The 18,395-nt window shown below is 67.8% G+C and carries 20 protein-coding genes; 9 read left to right on the forward strand and 11 right to left on the reverse strand.

The window, feature by feature from the left end:
- Positions 1 to 144: 144 nt before the first annotated feature.
- The gene (gene fdhD / locus ACZK45_RS11580) at positions 145 to 993 is read left to right on the forward strand and encodes a formate dehydrogenase accessory sulfurtransferase FdhD (protein WP_478444682.1); all 849 of its coding nucleotides are present in this window, start codon (positions 145 to 147) and stop codon (positions 991 to 993) included.
- A gap of 38 nt (positions 994 to 1,031) precedes the next feature.
- On the opposite strand, the gene ACZK45_RS11585 is transcribed toward fdhD, so the two are convergent.
- The gene (locus tag ACZK45_RS11585) at positions 1,032 to 1,568 is read right to left on the reverse strand and encodes a carboxymuconolactone decarboxylase family protein (protein ID WP_125893574.1); all 537 of its coding nucleotides are present in this window, start codon (positions 1,566 to 1,568) and stop codon (positions 1,032 to 1,034) included.
- A gap of 105 nt (positions 1,569 to 1,673) precedes the next feature.
- Here ACZK45_RS11585 and ACZK45_RS11590 point away from each other — a divergent pair, with 105 nt between their 5' ends.
- Complete coding sequence (locus tag ACZK45_RS11590) at positions 1,674 to 2,555, forward strand: AraC family transcriptional regulator (protein WP_180838710.1); 882 nt, start codon at positions 1,674 to 1,676, stop codon at positions 2,553 to 2,555.
- A gap of 93 nt (positions 2,556 to 2,648) precedes the next feature.
- Here ACZK45_RS11590 and ACZK45_RS11595 read toward each other — a convergent pair whose 3' ends face one another.
- The 8 genes from ACZK45_RS11595 to ACZK45_RS11630 all read right to left on the reverse strand — a co-directional run bounded on the left by ACZK45_RS11595 (position 2,649) and on the right by ACZK45_RS11630 (position 9,280).
- The gene (locus ACZK45_RS11595; protein ID WP_478444683.1) at positions 2,649 to 3,209 is read right to left on the reverse strand and encodes a TetR/AcrR family transcriptional regulator; all 561 of its coding nucleotides are present in this window, start codon (positions 3,207 to 3,209) and stop codon (positions 2,649 to 2,651) included.
- Positions 3,210 to 3,213: 4 nt separating this feature from the next.
- Positions 3,214 to 4,746: an MFS transporter gene (locus ACZK45_RS11600; RefSeq protein ID WP_478444684.1), complete on the reverse strand. Its 1,533-nt coding sequence runs from the start codon at positions 4,744 to 4,746 to the stop codon at positions 3,214 to 3,216.
- A gap of 152 nt (positions 4,747 to 4,898) precedes the next feature.
- The gene (locus tag ACZK45_RS11605) at positions 4,899 to 5,645 is read right to left on the reverse strand and encodes a hypothetical protein (protein ID WP_478444685.1); all 747 of its coding nucleotides are present in this window, start codon (positions 5,643 to 5,645) and stop codon (positions 4,899 to 4,901) included.
- Positions 5,645 to 6,265, reverse strand: coding sequence for a DUF3299 domain-containing protein (locus tag ACZK45_RS11610; RefSeq protein WP_478444686.1), 621 nt, complete (start codon positions 6,263 to 6,265; stop codon positions 5,645 to 5,647). The genes ACZK45_RS11605 and ACZK45_RS11610 overlap by 1 nt, the downstream gene beginning before the upstream one ends.
- Complete coding sequence (locus ACZK45_RS11615) at positions 6,255 to 6,806, reverse strand: DUF3299 domain-containing protein (protein ID WP_197615627.1); 552 nt, start codon at positions 6,804 to 6,806, stop codon at positions 6,255 to 6,257. The genes ACZK45_RS11610 and ACZK45_RS11615 overlap by 11 nt, the downstream gene beginning before the upstream one ends.
- A 2-nt stretch (positions 6,807 to 6,808) precedes the next feature.
- Positions 6,809 to 8,062, reverse strand: a complete 1,254-nt coding sequence (locus ACZK45_RS11620; RefSeq protein ID WP_478444687.1) for an ABC transporter permease — start codon at positions 8,060 to 8,062, stop codon at positions 6,809 to 6,811.
- Complete coding sequence (locus ACZK45_RS11625; protein ID WP_478444688.1) at positions 8,055 to 8,750, reverse strand: ABC transporter ATP-binding protein; 696 nt, start codon at positions 8,748 to 8,750, stop codon at positions 8,055 to 8,057. The genes ACZK45_RS11620 and ACZK45_RS11625 overlap by 8 nt, the downstream gene beginning before the upstream one ends.
- On the reverse strand, positions 8,747 to 9,280 hold the full coding sequence (locus ACZK45_RS11630; protein WP_180838717.1) for a ZrgA family zinc uptake protein: 534 nt from the start codon (positions 9,278 to 9,280) through the stop codon (positions 8,747 to 8,749). Before ACZK45_RS11630 ends, ACZK45_RS11625 begins: the two co-directional genes overlap by 4 nt.
- A gap of 32 nt (positions 9,281 to 9,312) precedes the next feature.
- On the opposite strand from ACZK45_RS11630, the gene ACZK45_RS11635 reads away from it, so the two are divergent.
- Positions 9,313 to 9,789 (forward strand): MerC domain-containing protein, encoded by a 477-nt coding sequence (locus ACZK45_RS11635; protein ID WP_125893594.1) that lies wholly within the window; start codon positions 9,313 to 9,315, stop codon positions 9,787 to 9,789.
- Between the two features lie 86 nt (positions 9,790 to 9,875).
- Here the strand turns inward: ACZK45_RS11635 and ACZK45_RS11640 are convergent, their stop codons facing one another.
- A complete protein-coding gene (locus ACZK45_RS11640) occupies positions 9,876 to 12,008 on the reverse strand; it encodes a TonB-dependent receptor (protein ID WP_478444689.1) in 2,133 nt (710 codons plus the stop codon).
- A gap of 188 nt (positions 12,009 to 12,196) precedes the next feature.
- Between ACZK45_RS11640 and ACZK45_RS11645 the strand changes: the two genes are divergently transcribed.
- From ACZK45_RS11645 to ACZK45_RS11665, 5 genes are all read left to right on the forward strand, one after another.
- Entirely contained in the window at positions 12,197 to 13,051 is an 855-nt protein-coding gene (locus ACZK45_RS11645) for a helix-turn-helix transcriptional regulator (RefSeq protein WP_478444690.1), read from the forward strand.
- Between the two features lie 99 nt (positions 13,052 to 13,150).
- Positions 13,151 to 13,528, forward strand: a complete 378-nt coding sequence (gene copC / locus ACZK45_RS11650) for a copper homeostasis periplasmic binding protein CopC (RefSeq protein WP_125893600.1) — start codon at positions 13,151 to 13,153, stop codon at positions 13,526 to 13,528.
- A 10-nt stretch (positions 13,529 to 13,538) separates the two neighbouring features.
- Complete coding sequence (gene copD, locus ACZK45_RS11655; protein ID WP_279912154.1) at positions 13,539 to 14,423, forward strand: copper homeostasis membrane protein CopD; 885 nt, start codon at positions 13,539 to 13,541, stop codon at positions 14,421 to 14,423.
- Between the two features lie 45 nt (positions 14,424 to 14,468).
- Positions 14,469 to 15,167: a heavy metal response regulator transcription factor gene (locus ACZK45_RS11660; protein WP_478444691.1), complete on the forward strand. Its 699-nt coding sequence runs from the start codon at positions 14,469 to 14,471 to the stop codon at positions 15,165 to 15,167.
- Positions 15,164 to 16,531 (forward strand): heavy metal sensor histidine kinase, encoded by a 1,368-nt coding sequence (locus tag ACZK45_RS11665; RefSeq protein WP_478444692.1) that lies wholly within the window; start codon positions 15,164 to 15,166, stop codon positions 16,529 to 16,531. The genes ACZK45_RS11660 and ACZK45_RS11665 overlap by 4 nt, the downstream gene beginning before the upstream one ends.
- 65 nt (positions 16,532 to 16,596) lie before the next feature.
- Here the strand turns inward: ACZK45_RS11665 and ACZK45_RS11670 are convergent, their stop codons facing one another.
- Positions 16,597 to 17,490 carry a LysR family transcriptional regulator gene (locus ACZK45_RS11670; RefSeq protein ID WP_197615637.1) on the reverse strand — a complete coding sequence of 298 codons (894 nt, stop codon included), beginning with the start codon at positions 17,488 to 17,490 and terminating at the stop codon, positions 16,597 to 16,599.
- A gap of 106 nt (positions 17,491 to 17,596) precedes the next feature.
- Here ACZK45_RS11670 and ACZK45_RS11675 point away from each other — a divergent pair, with 106 nt between their 5' ends.
- Entirely contained in the window at positions 17,597 to 18,340 is a 744-nt protein-coding gene (locus ACZK45_RS11675; RefSeq protein WP_478444693.1) for an SDR family oxidoreductase, read from the forward strand.
- The last annotated feature ends 55 nt before the right edge of the window (positions 18,341 to 18,395 follow it).

Below are 18,395 nucleotides of genomic sequence, written 5' to 3' on the forward strand. Positions count from 1 at the left end.
GGCCGCTTCGCCAGAGGCAGGCGCTGTTTTCAGCGCAGCGTGCCATGACAACGGTTACACCCGCGTCAGCGCCCGGCCACTGCGCTATTCTCGAAGCCGTGGGTGGTCCACCACCTGCGTATTTCCCTTGCCCGGACGCGCTGCATGCCTGACTCGACCCCGCCGCACATCCCGCCTGCCGGTACGGCCCAGCGCCCGTTGCAGCGCTGGCGCAGCGAGGGGCACCAGCAGCAGGTCGACGTGGTGGCCGAGGAAGTGCCGGTTGCACTGCGCTACAACGGGGCCGCCTTCGCGGTGATGATGGCCACGCCCTGCGACCTGGAAGACTTCGCGCTGGGTTTTTCGCTCAGCGAGGGGCTGATCACTACGCCCTCGCAACTGCTGTCGATCGAGGTCCGCCCGCAGCTGGAGGGCATCGAACTGCAGATGACCGTTTCCGAAGACGCACCCGGTGCCGATCTGGATCCGGCCAATGGGCGCCTGCTGCCCGGTCGCGGTGGCTGCGGCCTGTGCGGCACGCGCCAGCTGGAGGATGTGCTGCGCCCGCTGCCGCAGATCCGCGAGCGTCGCACCTATCCGCATGCCGCGTTGCAGCGGGCACTGGCCACGCTGGCACAACATCAGCCGATGAATGCGGTAAGCGGCTCGACGCACGCCGCCGCCTGGGCCGATGCCAGTGGGCGCATCGGCTGGGTGCGCGAGGACGTGGGCCGCCACAACGCGCTGGACAAACTGATCGGCGCCCTGCATCACAACGAGCACGCCATCGACGGCGGGTTGCTGGTGATTTCCAGCCGCGCCAGCTATGAGATGGTCAGCAAGGCGATACGTGCGGGTGCCAGCGTGCTGGCAGCGGTGTCGGCGCCGACCGCGCTGGCGATCGACCTGGCCCGCAGCGCCGGACTGTGCCTGGTCGGATTCGCGCGGGAGAGCGGGTTCAATGTGTATACCCATCCCGAACGGCTGCAGGCGGACGAAAGCCACGATAACTGAGAACGGCCGGGAGCAAGACGCCCCCGGCCTGATGGACCTCAGCGCAGCGCCACCTTGGGGAAGTCCACCGGCACGTCGAACGCCACGTTGACGTAGTTGGTGAACAGGTTGAGCGCCACATGGGCGAGGATCTCGACGATCTGCTCGTCATCGAAGCCGGCTGCGCGCAGCGCCTGCACATCACCGTCGGTGATCTGTGCACGCTGTTCAACCACCTTCAGCGCGAAGTCGAGTGCCGCCGAGGTGGCCGGATCGCTGGACTGGCCGATCTGCGCGGCGGCCATCTGCTCGCTGCTGGCACCAGCCTTGCGACCCAGTGCGGTGTGCGCCGCCAGGCAGTATTCGCAGGCATTGCGGTTGGCGATGGCCACGGCGATCTGCTCACCCAGCAACGGCGACAGGCGACCGCCGCCCAGCGCGCCGAACGAACCCCACATGCTCTGCAGGGCGGCCGGCGAGTTGGCCACGGCGCGGAACATGGCCGGAGTGGCGCCGAACGCGGCGTGGACCTGGCCCAGCAGGGCCTGGCGGTCGGCGGTGGTGTTGGCGGCATCGATCAGGGGGACACGGGACATGGTGGATCTCCTTGGGAAAGCGCCCGGATTGGACGACCCGCTCATCCTAGGTAGACTCTACGGACGTATTGGTCGTAATTAGCCACACATGTTGTCCAGTCGTCCATGAGCATGCCCACCGACACCTCCGCACCCGACCGCCTGTCCTCTCTGCTGGAACGCTTCCGAGTGCAGGCCGCGCTGTTCCACAGCGGACCTCTGTGCGGGCGCCATGTCTTCGAGCCACAGCCCGGTCGTGCGTTCCTGCACATCCTGCGCCAGGGTGAAATGGAGGTCCGTCACCCCGACGGCGATATCGCGCTGCCGCGGTTGAAGATCGACACCCCGAGCCTGCTGCTGTACCCGCAGCCGCTGCATCATGTGTTCTTCAATGCGCCACTGGATGGCCCGGACTTCACCTGCGCCACACTCGACTTCGATGGCGGCGCGCGCAATCCCATCGTGCAGTCGCTACCGCCGGTGATGGTGGTGCCACTGGCCGCGATCGACGAGCTGGACGACACCCTGCATCTGCTGTTCACCGAGGCCGACCGCCAACGCTGCGGTTCGCGGCTGCTGACCAACCGGCTGTTCGAAGTGGCGCTGATCCAGATCCTGCGCTGGGTGGTGGATCATCCCGATGCGGCCGGGGTCAGCCACGGGCTGATGCGCGGGCTGTCCGATGCGCGGCTGGCCCGTACGCTGGTGGCGATGCACCAGGCGCCACAGGACGAGTGGACGCTGCCGCGCATGGCCGCCACCGCTGGCATGTCGCGCAGCGCCTTTGCAGCGGTGTTCAAGGAGGTGATGCAGGCCACGCCGGCCAGTTATCTGCTGGACTGGCGCCTGAGCCTGGCCTGTGCGCAGCTGCGTGCCGGGGTGGCGGTCAAGCAGGTGGCGATCGAAGTCGGGTTTGCCGATACCGCGTCGTTGTCGAAGGCGTTCCGCAAGCGATTGGGGGCTTCGCCGAGGGCGTGGTTGGCGGCGACCGCAGCACAGGCTGGGTAAATGGAGAAGGGTAGAGTCGACCGCTGGTCGACTATCGCGCGCAGCGCGGGGTTTTCGTGGTCGGAGCGAAGAGCAGTCGAGCATGGCTCGACTCTACAAGGGCGGCGACACGTCGGGTTTCGCCAGAAGCCCGGCGATGCGTTCGGCCACCTGGGCGCGCACGCTTTCATCCAACTGCCCTTCGTACATCGCTTCATAGATCCACAGGCCATCGGCCGCCAGCCGCGCTACGAAATTGTCGAGCGCGGCCGGATCCTGTTCCGCAGCCGACGGTGGCAACGGCGCCCAGCGCCGTACCGCCGGGCCCCACGGGCGCTCGTCGGCGTCCGGGTCAGCCGATTCGAGCATGAACATCAGCTCGGCACGGGTGGCGCTCTGCGCCGACACACGCACGAAGGTCTGGTAGCGCTCCAGCGCCGTGGCCTCACCTGCGGTCTTGCCCAGCAGCGATTCCATCGACGCTTCCCAGGCCTGCACCAGATGCTCGTCGATGCCGCGCAGCAGCGCCTCGCGCGACGGGAAGTGATACAGCAGGCCGCCGCGGGTCAGTTTGGCCTCGGCCGCCACCGACTCGAAGGTCACCGCACGCACGCCGTCACGATTGATCACGTTGACGGCGGCGTCGAGGATGCGGTCGCGCTTGCTGGTTCTCATCGTTTCATTTTACGCGATCGGCCGCGCCCTCGCGGCTGCCAACGCGGCCACGCAGCAGGCGCGCCAGAATCGTCGCGCCCATCGCCAGCACTGCCGTGATCACCAGCAGCACGATTTGGTAGCCGCGGTCATACGCGGCCGTGGCCAGCGCGAACCACTCGCCCTGCCCGTTTTCGCGTGCCACGTGCAGCGCCTGGGTGAAGCCGTCACGGGCAAGCTCGGGCATGTCCGCCGAGACCGGCAGGAAGGCGCCGTACATTGCCGCACTCAGGCTGCCCAGCATCGCCACCGCGAGCAGGCCACCAAACTCGTAGGACACCTCTTCCACCGACGAGGCCATGCCCGCGCGGTGCGCCGGCACATTGTTGAGGATGGCAGTGGACGCCACCGAGATGGCCGAGCCCATGCCAAAGCCGGTGATCGCCATGCCAGCCACCACCCAGCCAAGGCCGTGCGGGAAGCCGAACGCCACCACGCCGACACCCAGCGCACCTGCGGCCAGGCCGCCGCAGATCAGCGGGCGCAGGCCGACCCGGTGCAGGATGCTGCCGCCCAGCAGCGCACTGGGCAGGCTGCCCAGCGCCGCCACCGACACCAGCAGGCCCGCCTGCAGCGGGGTGAAGCCCGCTACCAGTTGGAAGCGCTGGGTGGTGACCAGCTGCAGGCCGGCCATCGCGAACAGGGTGAACACCGCCGACAGCGTGCCGGCCAGGAACGCCGGATTGCGGAAGATCGCGAAGTCCAGCAGCGGGTACGGCAGCTGCTGCTGGCGGCGTGCGAACGCCGCACCCGTAATGACCGCCAACAGCAGCGCACCGGCACCCAGCGCATACGACGGCGGCGTGGCGATCAGCGACTTGATCGCCAGCACCAGGCCGGACAGCGCCGCCAATGCCAGCAACGAAGACACCAGGTCCCACGGCCGCGAGGTATCGCGCTGGCCTTCCGGTGCCAGCAGCAGGGTAGCGACGAAGGCCACCACCACCACCGGCACGTTGATCAGGAACACCGAGCCCCACCAGAAGTGCTGCAGCAGCCAGCCGCCGATGATCGGACCCAGGCCCGCACCGACGATGGCCACCGAGCCCCAGATCGCGATGGCAATGTTGCGCTCGCGCTCTTCGTGGAAGCTCAGGCCGATCAGCGCCAGCGTGGCCGGCATCATTGCCGCTGCACCGACCGCCAGGAACGCACGGGCGGCGATCAGCTGTGCGGCGCTGTCGGCGAAGGCCGCCGCCAGCGAGGCGGTGCCGAAAACCACCAGGCCGATCAGGAACATGCGGCGGTGGCCGATGCGGTCGCCCAGCGTGCCCGCGCCCAGCAGCAGGCCGGCCATCACCAGCGGATAGGCGTTGATGATCCACAGTGCCTGGCCGGCACTGGCCGAGAGTTCCTCGGTCAGGGTGGGCAGTGCGGTGTAGAGCACGGAGTTGTCGAGCGTAACCAGCAGCAGGCCGGCGGCGACGGTGAACAACAGCGCCCAGCGACGGGCACGCGCCAGGGCCGGAGCACCGGCCAGGGGCTGGGACAAAGCCATGGGAGAACCTGGTGGGGGTGGAGTACAGCCAGAACTATACCGGATATCCTGTATAGTTATGATCTTCGGAATCCACCAGTTCAGGGTCTGTAGGGGCAAGTCTGCTTGGCTGAACCGCCAGCCAGGCATGGCCTGGCTCTACTGGTAAACGCTTATCGGCAGTCTTCCGGCAGCGCGGCAATCGCCGACACCACCGCACCCTGCATGCCCTGCCCCACGGCCATGTCCAGTTCCCCGCCCGTTGCCCCATGCTGCCGCCGCAGCTCGTCCTCGCACAGCCCGCGCACCCGCGCACGGGCATTGGCGCGCAGGCTGCTGCATCGCCAATCGGTGCCACCCAGCGGCAACACCGAATACACCACGCTGTTGCAGGCGTTACCGGCCCGCTGCTGCAGCGACAGGCCGCCGAAATCACGCGGTTCGCTGCTGCGCTGCGGATCGAAATAGCTGTCCGGGAAGGTGCGCGCGTACTGTTCGATGTCCACCTGCATGCTGCGCCCGCCGGCCAACGGCATCTGCAGCGGCTGGCCACAGCGCGTGGCGTCGGCACGATGCTGGATGTACTGGTAGATCGGCCGGTCCAGCGTTGGATCCTTCTGGGTCACCGCACTGACCGCCGCCAGCACCGGCAACGATGCACGATTGGCCATGCGCGCCAGCAGCCCCGTCTGTGCCGGCTGGCAGCGGTCGCGCAAGGTCGCCGCAAGCAGGAACAGCACGTCGTTGCGAAAAGCGTGGTCTTCGCCGAGGCGTTGTTCGATGCGCTGGCGGGCATCGGACGAAGGCGGCGGAAATGCGATCGCGGGTGGCGCGATGGGTGCAGCCTGCCGCTGCCACCGCACCAGCAGCGCAACCACCACCAGCAAGGCTGCTGCAACGATGGTCCAGCGCGCACGCATCAATTGTGGATCGCCGTCAGTGTCGCCGCCGCCGCGTCGTAGGACGCGCTGGCGATATCCGCATCGAAGCGCTTGACCTGCAGGCGGCCGGCAAGCCGGTACGGGTCCCACAGGTCTCCCAGTGCGATCGGCGTGGCCAGGGTCACATGGATGATCTGGTTCGGTGGCGGTGGCGGCACATGGATGCAGGCCCCGTAGAACGGCACGAACAACAGTTCCTCGACCAGTCCCGCGTCGTTGGTGCCCAGCGGCACCACGTAGCCATCCAGATCCACCGCGCGACCGTCGACAGCGTCGACCACGCGCGAAGAGCCGAACTGCTTGGCGCGATCCGGGTTGGAATGGTCGATCTCCTGCCCCGGTGGCGTGCCCGAGCCGGTGTCATCGATCAGCCCGCCCACCCCGTCCATGCCATTGCGTGACAGGCCGATCTGCGGCGGCGGACGCTGGTAGGTCACTTCGTCGGGCCGCAGTGCATCCCAGCGGTCGATGGGCGCCTCGGTCGTTGCGGAGGGCGCCGGTTTGCCCTGCGGCGTGACCACGACGGCATCGTCGCCCGGCGACGTACAGCCTGCCAACCAGACGCATCCCAGCACCAACAGCAGATGACTACGGTTCATACGGCCTCAGCTGCGCATCGCGCATGGTGTAGGCGGAACCGGCCAGATCATCGTCCAGCCGTTCGGCACGCAGGGTACCGGCCAGGAAGAACGGCGAATACATGTCCGGCATCTCGATCGGGCGCGGCAGCACCACGTGCACGATCTGGTTCGGCGGTGGCGGCGGCACATGGATGCAGGCGCCGTAGTACGGCACGAACAGGAATTCGGTCAGCCGCCCGTCCTGCGCGTTGGCCAGCGGCACCACGTAACCCGGCAAGCGCACCGGCCGCTGCAATACGGTGTCCACGGTGCGGAACGTACCGAACTGCGGCATGCGCCGGTTGCCGTTGTGCTCGACCTCCGGGCCCTCGCCACGCTCCAGCGCCGCCAGTTCTTCCTTCGGCATCATCTGCAACCAGTCCAGTTCCTGTTCCTCGGCAGCTGCCGGGGCATCGCGATCGATCACCGGCGACGGTGTCAGCGCCTGCACGCCGGTATCGACCGGGCGTTCGCAGGCGCTCAGCACCAGCAAGATTGGCAACAGCGGCAACCAGCGCATGCTCAGCCCCCGGGTGACAGGCCATCGGCCAGCGTGCGCCGATAGGCCAGCAGCGCCGGTACCAGGCCGGCCACCGCGCTGATCGCCAGCACACCTGCGACCCACGCCAGTTCGCGGCCATCCGGCCAGATGTGGGTGATCGACAGGCCAAAGTTGGCCAGCGCCCAGCCACGCCCGGCCAGGCTGGCCACCACCAGTGCGGCCAGTGCGAGCACGCAGGCAAACGCGCTGGTCGCAACCGCCTCCACCACCAGCAGGCTGGCGATATAGCCAGGGCGTGCACCGATGGCACGCAGCACCGCCATCTCGCGCCGGCGCTCCTGCAGGGTCGAGACCAGCAGCGCCACCAGCGAGAACATGCCCAGCAGCACCACCATCGCGCTGATCAGCTGCAGAGCCCGCTCGGCCGTGCCCAGTGACTGCCACAGCTGCTGCAGGGTCACGCCGGGCAGGATCGCCAGCATCGCCTCATCCGGATACTCGTTGATCCTGCGCTGTACCGAGAACGTGGCGATGCGCGAATTCAGGCCAAGCATGAAGGCGGAGATGCTGGTCGGGGTCAGGTCCAGATGGCGCGCCTGCTCGGCGCTGACGCTCTGGCTGCGCAGCTGCACGCCGGAGCGCCAGTCGACATGGATCGCCTCGATGGCCGGCAGCGAGACCAGCACCGACGAATCGACCGGCGTGCCGGTGCGCTGCAGGATGCCAGCCACACGGAACGGCTTGTCGGCATGCGTGGCCAACGTGACCGCGCCGGTGCCATGGGCCAGCACGATCTCGTCGCCGAGGCCGACCTTCTGCGCGTGCGCCACCTCTGCGCCGATCACGGCGTCGTACAGATCGTCGAACGGCCGCCCCTGCGCAAATGCCAGCGCATGCCCCGCGCCGTAACGATAGTGCTCGAAGTAGCCGCCACTGGTGCCGACCACCCGGTAGCCGCGCCACGAATCGCCCAGCGACAGTGGCACCGCCCACTTCACCTGCGGCAGCGAGGACAGCTCCTGGTAGGACTGCCAGGACACGTTGTTGGTCGGGTCGCCGATGTGGAACACCGAATACAGCAGCAGGTTCACCGGCCCGGAGCGGGCACCGACGATCAGGTCAGTGCCTGAGACGGTGCTGGCGAAACCTTCATGCGCCTGCGTGCGCACGCGCTCAACACCGAGCAGCAGCACCACGCTGAGGGTGATCACCAGCACGGTGAGGCTGACGCTCAATGCGCGGCTGCGCAGGCTGGCCCAGGCAAGTTCAAGCATGGGTGCAACCTGCGTGGTTGATCTCGGACAGTGAAATCGTGCGGTCGAACAACGGCTGCAGGCTGTCGTCATGGCTGACCACCAGCACCGTGGTGCCGGCTGCCTGGCATTGCACGGACATCAACTGCAGGAACGCGGTCGCGGCCTTGCGATCCAGTGCCGAGGTTGGCTCGTCGGCCAACAGCACCGCCGGCCGGCCGATCAGCGCACGTGCGGCCGCCACGCGTTGTTGCTGGCCAACACTGAGCGTACCCGCGCGCCGCTGCATCAGCTCGGGATTGAGCTGCAGGGCCTGCAGCAGGCGGGCGATCTCGGCATCCAGCGGCCCACTGATGCGCGCGCTGCGCAGGCGCGAAAAGCGCAGGCCAAGCGCGATGTTGTCGCGCACGCTGAGGAACGGCAGCAGGTTGAACTGCTGGAAGATCACGCCCAGGTGATCGGCACGGAAGCGATCGCGCGCGGCACCTCTCATGCCCTGCAACGCCTGGCCGGCCACCTCGACACGGCCCTTGCCGGGCATCAGCACACCCGCCAGCAGGCCCAGCAGGGTGCTCTTGCCGCCACCACTCACTCCACGCAACAGCACGCTGCTGCCCTGCTCGATCCACAACTTCGGAATATCCAGCACCAGCCGCATGTCGTAGCCGAACTGCACGTCTTCCAACGCAATCACCGGTGCTGCGCTCACGGAGCCAGCACCACGCGCAGATTGTCCGGGGTCAGCACACTGCGGTTCTGGCCATTTGCGGTTGCGCTGTTGACGATGACTTCGTGCAGGCCGGGGAACAGCACGGGAAGGCGTAAGACGATGGCGCGCAGCTCGGCAGGTTTGGCACAGTGGTACTGCAGCGTTGCGCTGAAACCTGCGTGCCGATGCTGCCCTGGCGGCGGCGCGGCGGCCGTCGCGTCGAAGCCCTCTGCATCGGCTTTACCGCTGGCCAGACGGCAGCCTGCCGCGGTGGGCAAAGTAACCCAGCTGCCACCCTTCAGCACTGCCGTAGCCCGTGCCAGCGCGGCCTGCTCGGTCGCGTTGGCGGGCGGTCGCTCGAAATCAAGTATGCCGATACCCGGTGCCTGCAGGGCGAACTCCAGCGTTCCCTGGTCGAGAGCGAGATCAACAGTGGCCTGGCCGTGCACGTGTGGCGCGTGCTGGCGGACATCGTGTGCCTGGGCCGCGTTGGCAGCCAGCAGCAGGAAAAGAGCAGCAGGAAGCTTCATGGGGGAGACTCCAATTGTTACTATGTAACATAATGGACCACATCCCCCCGACCCCCGCAAGGGCTCTGGCCCAGCCGCCAACTTCGGCACGCTGGCATCCCCGTTTCGATCTGGCCGGCGCCTGGCTGTCGCTGGCCTGCGCCGCCCATTGCATCGCCCTGCCACTGCTGCTGGCCTTCGTGCCAGCGGCAATGATGGCGCTGCGCTCGTTCCAGCACCCCGGCCACGGCGTGATGACGCTGCTGTTGATGATGTCGCGCTGGGAATGGTTGTTCGCATTGATGGCCTCGACGCTGGCGCTGGCCAGTACCACGGCCGGGCTGCACCGGCATGGGCGCTGGCTGCCGGTGCGGCTGGCCGTGGTTGGCGCGATCCTGCTGGTGTCGGCGTCGCTGTACCTGCCCTTGAAGGAATCGCTGCTGTGGCATGGCGTGGCCACCGCCTGCGGTGGCGTGCTGCTGGCATGCGCGCACATCGGCAACCGGCGGGCATTGCACGGCCACAGGTAGCGTTCCGAAGATGCCGGCCAGCGGCCGGCACTACCGTTTCGTTGGACCGGTAGCGCCGGCCGCTGGCCGGCGCGCGGCCCGCCTCCTCAGAAGCGGTACCCCACTTCCGCGCCGAAGATCCGCGGGCTGTCCACCGGGCCGTAGTAGTTGCCGTCGCGCCCGAAGGCCAGGTTGTCGAAGATCAGGCCATTGATGCGGCGCTTGTTGGTCAGGTTCTGCACGAACACCCGCGCGCTCCACGGCCCGGTCTCATAGCCCAGCTGCGCACCAAGTACGGCCACCGCGGGCTGGAACGCGCGGTTACGTTCATCCAGTGCACTGGAGCCAGTGAACTGCGATTCCAGCCGTGCATGGATGCCCGATTCGAACTGATAGCGCGCCGCCAGATAGCCAGTGTAGTGAGGGGTCAGCTTGACCCGCTTGCCATCCAGGTTCTGGTCCACGCTGACCCACAGCTTGGTGTACTTCGCATCGACGTAGCCCACATTCGCCATCAGGGTGAAGCCCGGCAGCACTTCGAACACGCCCTCCAGCTCGGCACCGCGCGAACGGATCGAGGCATCCGAACCGACGTAGTCCGACGAGATCGGGCGGCCGTTGCCATCGGTGGCCACCTGGATCTCCTGCCAGTTGTCCGAGGTGATGTGGAACAGCGCACCACCGATGTGGCCACGACCGCCGGCCAGGTTCATCTTGAAGCCCAGCTCATGGCTCCACATGCGCTCGGACTCGTAGCGCAGCACCTTGTCGTTGACCACATCGCTCTGCGCCGCAGCCAGATTGAAGCCACCCGGAATGTAGCCCTTGGCCGAGGCCGCGTAGAAGGACAGGTCGTCAGTGGCGTCGTAGCGCAGCGACACCCGCGGCAGCGTGGCCGAGAAGGTATGTGCCAGCGCGGCATCGCGGTACAGCACGCGGCCACCGGCGCCCAGATCCAGCGCACCGGCACGCTGTTCGGTGGAGCGCCGTGCCTGCTCATGGCGCAGGCCGGCGCTGGCCGTCAGCTTCGGCACCGCCGGGAAGGTATAGCTGGCGGTGGCGAAGACGCTGTAGTCCTCGCCCTTGGAGGTCTGCCGCGGTGCCAGGTTGTAGCTGTCCAGCCCGTGCAGCGCCGGGCCGACGAAGGTGCCGAGGATCGAATCCTTGCTGTTGCGGTAGGTCGACACACCGGCCATCCAGGTCAGCGCCTGGTCGCTGGGCGAGCTGAAGCGCGCCTCGGCCGTCCATTCCTTCTTCCTGTCGTAGATGCGACCGGCCAATGCCGGGCTGTTGGTCATGTCGAAGTCGTAGCCGGCCGAGGTCACCTCCTCGTCCCGCCAGGAAGCGGCCACGTCCAGCGTGCCGGCCTGCAGCTGCCATTGCGCACTGAGGCCGGCCACCGTTTCGTCCTTTTCGGTGCGCTTGGGCGCGTCGTTGATGTAGGTGAAGTCACCCGCACGGCGCCCGCCATTGAGCGAAGTGCCGTAGGTGCGGTTGTAGAGGCCGGTATCCAGCGGCAGGTATTCATACTCGAACATGCCCGGCGCGCGGGTGCGCAGGTGATAGGCCAGCGCGTTCACCGACACGTAGTCGCTCGGCCGCCAGCGCAGCTTGCCCTGGAGGTAGCCTTCGCCGACCTTGCCGCGCGCACCGGAAGGCGTGAGGTTCTTCAGGTAGGCATCCTCATCGGAGCCCATGAACGCCACCGAGCCGGACAGGCTGCCGTCCCTGCTCAATGGCCCGGCGAGGAAGCCATCCAGGGCCGTGCCGTTGCCATTGCCGAACCAGGTGCTGCGCAGGTTGACCTCGCCCTCGCGCGCATCGGCCGGGCCGCGTGTACGCACCAGCACCAGGCCGGATTCGCTGTTGGCGCCATACAACGTGCCCTGCGGACCGCGCAGCACCTCCACCGACTCGACCTGGTTGAGCACGGCATTGCTCAGTTCGCGGAACGGAATGCCATCGATGTAGACCGAGGCACGATTGACCAGGAATGGATTGGACTCGATGCCGCGGATCGAGATGAACATGTTGCTGAGCTGGCCCATCGCGTTGAACTTGACGTTCGGCGCGAGCTTGTCGAGGTCACGGAACTCGGTGACGCCCGCTTCCTTCAGGGCCTGCCTGTCGAGCACCGTCACCGACAGATCGCTCTTCAGGTAAGGGGTATCGCGCTTGGAACCGGTGACGCGGACACCGTCGAGCGTGGCCGGGTCGGCCTGCTGGGCAAGGGCGGGCAAGGCAGGAACGAGCAGGGATGCTGCGATGAGCGCGGCAGCAGGCGTGGACGACTTCAAAGCGGGAACCTCGACGGATGGAGTGGCGGACGCGCGGGCGGCAGCAGCGCGGGACAAGAGTGTTATTCTGTAACATTCGCACCCTGCCGCCACTCCATTTCCGGCAGCGCCGCTCCATTCCCGGATCCGTGATGCCCGCCCTCGCCGACCAGTTGCTGCAGGAAACCCGGTCGCAGATCCCTGCTGCCTACGCCAGCGATGACGGGGCGGTGGTGCTGCTGCGCCATCGCTTCGAGGCCAGCGAAGGCGAGATGGGCCATCCGCACCAGCTTCGCCTGGGCCTGGCCGTGGGCGGCGGCGGACGGCTGCAGCAGCGCACCCTCAACGGCCTGCTGCAGGCGCCGTGGCGGCCCGGCCAGTTCAATCTGGTGCTGCCAGGAGACACCGGCACCTATGCCAGCCCCGCGGTCGATCTGCTCGGCATCGCCATCGATACCCACGCCCTCCTCCATGACGCGCGGGCGTTGCAACACCTGCAGCCGCTGGCGGCGCGGCTGCACCACGACCCGGTGATCACTTCGGTGCTGCAGGCGCTGTGGTGCAGCGCGCAGGCTGATGTTTGCCTGCCCGGCTTCCTCGAGCATGGCGCGCAGGTGCTGCTGCACCGCCTGGGTCAGCTTGCCGGTCAGCCGCGCCAGGCGCGTGGCACGGTGTCCCCACTGTCGGCACGACGGTTGCGGCAACTGGAGGCCTACATCGACGCGCAACACGGCCAGGCGCTGACCGTTCCACAGCTGGCCGCTGCAGTGCAGATGGAGGCCGCGACGTTCGGCCGCGCGCTGCGTGCGGCCACTGGCCTGCCGCCCTATGCCTTCCTGACCCAGCACCGCATGCAGCGGGCGCGCGCCGAACTCGCGCAGGGCCGGCGTGTCACCGACGTTGCCCTGGCCAGCGGATATGCCAATCCCAGCAAGTTCAGCGCGGCGTTCCGGCGTGTGGTCGGTTGTTCGCCGTCAGCATGGATCGCGCAGTCACGGGCCCGGTAGTGCCGGCCGCCAACATTACGAACTGGTAATGTCCAAGTCAGGGCCTCGAAAGGCGGTGGACGTCACCCTGCAGGCCACTTCCTCATCGGTGATCCGCATATGACCCGCTCCCTGTTCCGCGTCGCCCCGCTCGCCCTGCTGCTGTCCGGCCTTTCGGCCGCGCCGCTGGCGCTGGCCCATCCCAGCCTGGTGCGTTCGACGCCAGCGGCCAATGCCACCGTGGCCCCGGCCAGCCAGATCGAGCTGCAGTTCAGTGAGAAGGTGATGCCGCGTGCCACCCGCATCGAACTGAGCATGGACCACGGCCGCATGAAGATGGCGATGCCAACCACGGCGCAGGAGATCTCCGAGGACGGCCACACCCTGCGCGCGCGCTTTGCCAAGCCGCTGCCCGCCGGCAGTTACGCGCTGCAGTGGCGCGCGGTCGGCCAGGACAGCCATCCGATCACCGGCACCTACCGCTTCACCGTGAAGTAAGGCCGCTGCTGTGGCCGAGCTTTCGCCGTATGCGCTGCGGCTGGCGCTGTATCTGGCCCTGATGCTGCTGTTCGGGCGGATGCTGTTCGTCCGCCCCGGACTGCCGCGCAGCGTCTCGCTGGCCCTCGTTCTGGTGGCACTGGTGCTGGTCGGCATCGATGTGGTCACCCGATTGTCCGGCGTGCTTGGCATATCACCGGTCGACATCGATGGCGAGACAGCGCGCTGGTTTCTTACCGGTACGCCGGTGGGCGAGGCGGGACTGCTGCGCATCCTGGCCCTGCTGGCAATGCTGCCGCTGCTGGCAGTCAATCGCCCGGTACAGGGCCTGCGCCGCCCCGCACTGCTGGCACTCTCGACGGTGACCCTGGCCAGCCTCGCCTGGAACGGCCACGCCGCTGCTGGCGATGGGGTCGCTGGCCGGCTGCGTCTTGCTGCCGGCATCGTGCACCTGCTGGCGGCCGGTGCCTGGATCGGTGCGATCGCCGCCATCGTACAGTTGGCACTGCGGCGGCAAGGGCCGAGCCTGCGCGAGCGCACCCACGAACTATGGCAGGCCGCGCACGGCTTCGCCCTGCCCGGCACGATCATCGTCGCCCTGCTGGCGATGACCGGCACCTATACCTATGTCGATCTCGGCGGTTCCATACAGACCCTGACCGGCGCCGCGCATGGACGCTGGCTGCTGCTCAAGCTGGCACTGGTGGGTGGCATGCTGGGCCTGGCCGCGCTGCATCGCTGGCGGCTGGTGCCGGCGCTGGCGGTCTCCATCCGCGGCGGCTGGCAGCCCAGGCCGCTGCGTTCACTGCGCCACAGCCTGGCCTGCGAATCGGTACTGGCTCTGCTGGTGCTGGCCTGTGTCGCGATTCTCGGCACGCTGGATCCGCTGGCATGAGACTGCGCAGCCAGCCCACGCCCAAGCTGCGATGATGGCCGCACCATGAAACTGCTGATCGTCGAAGACGAACCCAAGACCGGCAACTACCTGCGCCAGGGCCTGATCGAGGCCGGCTATGTGGTCGACCTCGCCAGCAACGGCATCGACGGCCTGCATCTGGCCGAGAGTGGCGAGTACCAGCTGGTCATCCTCGATGTGATGCTGCCCGGCCTGGATGGCTGGACCGTGCTGTCGCGGCTGCGTGGAGCCGGCTGGCCGCTGCCGGTGCTGTTCCTGACCGCGCGCAGCAGCATCGCCGACCGTGTGCAGGGCCTGGAGCTGGGCGCCGATGACTACCTGGCCAAGCCCTTCGCTTTCGCCGAGCTGCTGGCGCGCGTGCGCACGCTGCTGCGCCGTGGCCAGGCCGTGCCCCAGGTGGAACGCATCGTCATTGCCGACCTGGTGGTGGATACCCTGCGCCGCCGGGTGGAGCGTGGCGGCCAGCGCATCGCGCTCAGCCAGAAGGAGTACACCCTGCTGGAGCTGCTGGCACGGCGCCGTGGCGAAGTGCTGCCGCGCTCGCTGATCGCCTCGCAGGTGTGGGACATGAACTTCGACAGCGACACCAATGTGATCGACGTGGCGATCCGCCGCCTGCGCGCGAAGATCGACGATGATTTCACCGACAAGCTGATCATTACCGTGCGCGGCATGGGCTATGTGCTGGAGGCGCCGGACGACGGCGCCGCGCGCAACGGATGAGCCTGCGCCGCTCCATCGCGGTGCGGCTGACGCTGCTGTTCGCCACCGTGGCCACGCTGGTGCTGGCGGCACTGGGCGTGGGGATCTATGTCAGTGCCCGTCACGATCTGGTCGCACAGGATTTCAACGAGCTGGAGAACAAGGTCGCGTTGATCAGCGACCTGGCCGGCAATGGGCCTGCGTCCGTTCGCGGGCAGCGACTGGCAGAGGCGCTGAGCCACCATCCCGACATCGCCTTCCATATTGTGGATGCGCGCGGCACCGTGCTGTTCTCCACCGCGCCGGCGCTGCTGCGCGAACACGCCCGCAGCCAGCCTATCGATAGTGCCTTCCGGCGGCACGACTGGATCCTTGCCGACGGAACGTGCATGCATGCGCTGCACCTGCGCCAGACCCTGGCCGACGGCAGCCAGCTGGTCACCCTGCTGGCCATCGATGACGACCGCCATGCCGATTTCCTGCAGCGCTTCCGCCATCTTCTGGCGATCGCCATCATCGGCGCCGCCGTGGCCAGCAGCCTGCTCGGCGGCTACGTAGTGCGACGCACGCTGCGACCGCTGCGCACGTTGGCCGATGAAGCCCGGCAGATCACCGCCGGGCGCCTGCAGCGGCGTTTGAACGCGCGCAGTGCGCCGGCCGAGCTGGAACAGCTGGCGCAGACCCTCAACGGCATGCTGGCGCGCTTGCAGCAGGACTTCGCGCGCCTGACCGAGTTCTCTGGTGATCTGGCCCATGAGCTGCGCACGCCGATCACCAACATGCTGACCCAGGTACAGGTGGTGCTGGCCCACCCGCGCAGCAACGAGGCCTACCGCGAGACGCTGGCCTCGTGCGCCGAGGAGCTGCAGCAGTTGGCGCAGACCGTAGGCGACCTGCTGTACCTGGCGCAGGCCGAAGCGCCGGGCGCACTGCCCTCGCGTGAGCCGGTGGCGCTGGATGCGGTGGTGGATTCGCTGCTGGAATTCTATGACCTGCTGGCCGAGGACCGACACTTGACCCTGCGCCGCGACGGCGTGGCGAGCGTGGAAGGCAACCGTCTGATGCTGCACCGGGCGATCGCCAATCTGCTGTCGAATGCGTTGAAGCACGCAGCCGTGGGCAGCGAGGTGCGGGTGCAGCTGGTCGAGGGCGATGGCGTGTGCAGGGTCAGCGTGCACAATCTCGGCCCGCCGATTGCCGAAGCAGCACTGCCGCGCCTGTTCGATCGCTTCTATCGCGGCGAGCGTGGCCGCCACGAAGGTGCCGGACTGGGCCTGGCGATCACCCGTGCGATTGCACAGGCGCATGGCGGAACGGTAAGCGTGGCCTCCGATGAAACCGGCACCGTGTTCGAGCTGGTGCTGCCAAGCGCATCGGCCCGGTAGTGCCGGCCGCTGGCCGGCAACCTTGGCACATCACGCGTGTTGCAGTTGCCGGCCAGCGGCCGGCACTACCTCATCTGGTCGAACACCCCGGCCACCCAGTCGATGAACACCCGCAGCCGCGGCGACGGTGTGCGGTTGCGGGGGTAGACCAGGCTCAGTGGACTCGGTGTCGGCGGCGCGTCCGGCAACAGCTCGACCAGCTGCCCGCTCGCGATGTAGGGGTCCATCCGGTAGCGCGGTGCCTGGATGATGCCGAGACCCGCCAAGGCGGCACCAAGGAATGCGTCCGCGCCGGAAACCCTCACCCGCGCGGGCAGCGGCACATAGCGCACCTGCCCACCCTGCTGGAACTCAAGCGGAATCAGCTGGCCGGTGGCGCTGGAGCGATAGCCGACCATCTGGTGGCCTTGCTCCAGTGATTCGATGGTCTCGGGCACACCGTGCGCCTGCACATAACCCGGTGCGGCCACCGTAACTTCCCGCAGCATGGTCAACCGGCGCGCCGCCAGATCGCTGTCGGCCAGCGTCCCCACCCGCAACGCCGCATCCACGCCTTCGCGCAGCAGGTCGACATAGCGGTCGCCTTCGCTGACCTCCAGTTCGATCTCGGGGTAATGCTGCAGGAAGTCCGGCAGATGCGGAAACAGCAGGTGCCGGCCCAGCGTGCCATGCACTTCAATCCGCAGCGGGCCGCGTGGCGGCACGTCACGGAACGCGGCTTCGGCATCGTCCATGTCGGCGATCAGGCGCAGGCAACGCCCATAGAACGCTTCCCCTTCCAGGGTGGGCACCACCAGCCGCGTGGTCCGGTGCAGCAGGCGCACGCCCAGCCGCTGTTCCAGTGCTTTGATCGCATCGGTCACCGTGGCCCGCGGCAGGCCCAGGTCCTCGGAGGCCCGGGTGAAGCTGCGGCGCTCGACGATGCGGACGAAGGCGCGCATGGCCGTGAATCGGTCCATTGTTCGGCAATCCGGATTATGTTGGCGGATTATGCATGATTATCCGAACTGATGAGATGGCGAAGATGGCACTGCGCCAGTCCGGCGCGCCCTGCTGGAACCAACCATGCCCACCTCCTCCGCCCGCCGCATCGCCCTGGTCACCGGCGGTTCCCGTGGCATCGGCGCGGCCATTTCGCGCCGCCTGGCCGCCGACGGCCATGCCGTGGCGATCAACTACGCCGGCCGCCGCGACGATGCCGAGGCACTGGCCGCCGAACTCACGGCCACTGGCGCGCACACCATCGCGCTGCAGGCCGATGTGGCCGACCCGCAGGCGGTGCGCCAGCTGTTCGACGCCATCGAGGCGCGCTTCGGCGGTATCGACGTGGTGGTGAACAGCGCCGGCGTGCTGCAGCTGGCGCCGCTGGCCGACAGCGACGACGCGCTGTTCGAACGGGTCATCGGCATCAACCTGAAGGGTGCCTTCAACGTGCTGCGCGAGAGCGCGCGGCGGGTGCGCGACGGCGGCCGCCTGATCAGCCTGTCCACCAGCGTGGTCGGCATCAGGCTGGAAAACTACAGCGTGTACGCGGCCAGCAAGGCGGCGGTGGAAACGATGGCAGCGATCCTCAGCAAGGAGCTGCGTGGGCGCAACATCACGGTGAACACGGTGGCTCCCGGCCCGACCGCCACCGACCTGTTCCTGGAGGGCAAGTCACCGGAACTGATCGAGCGGCTGGCGAAGATGAATCCCCTGGAGCGGCTCGGTACGCCGGAGGACATCGCCGGTGCGGTGGCCTTCCTGGCCGGTGCCGATGGCGGGTGGATCAACGGGCAGGTGCTGCGCGCCAATGGCGGGATGGTGTAGGTAGTCGCCCACCTTGGTGGGCGCGTCGCCGCCTGCCCACCAAGGTGGGCACCTA

The sequence above is a fragment of the Stenotrophomonas sp. 63632_Sma genome (assembly GCF_056482875.1).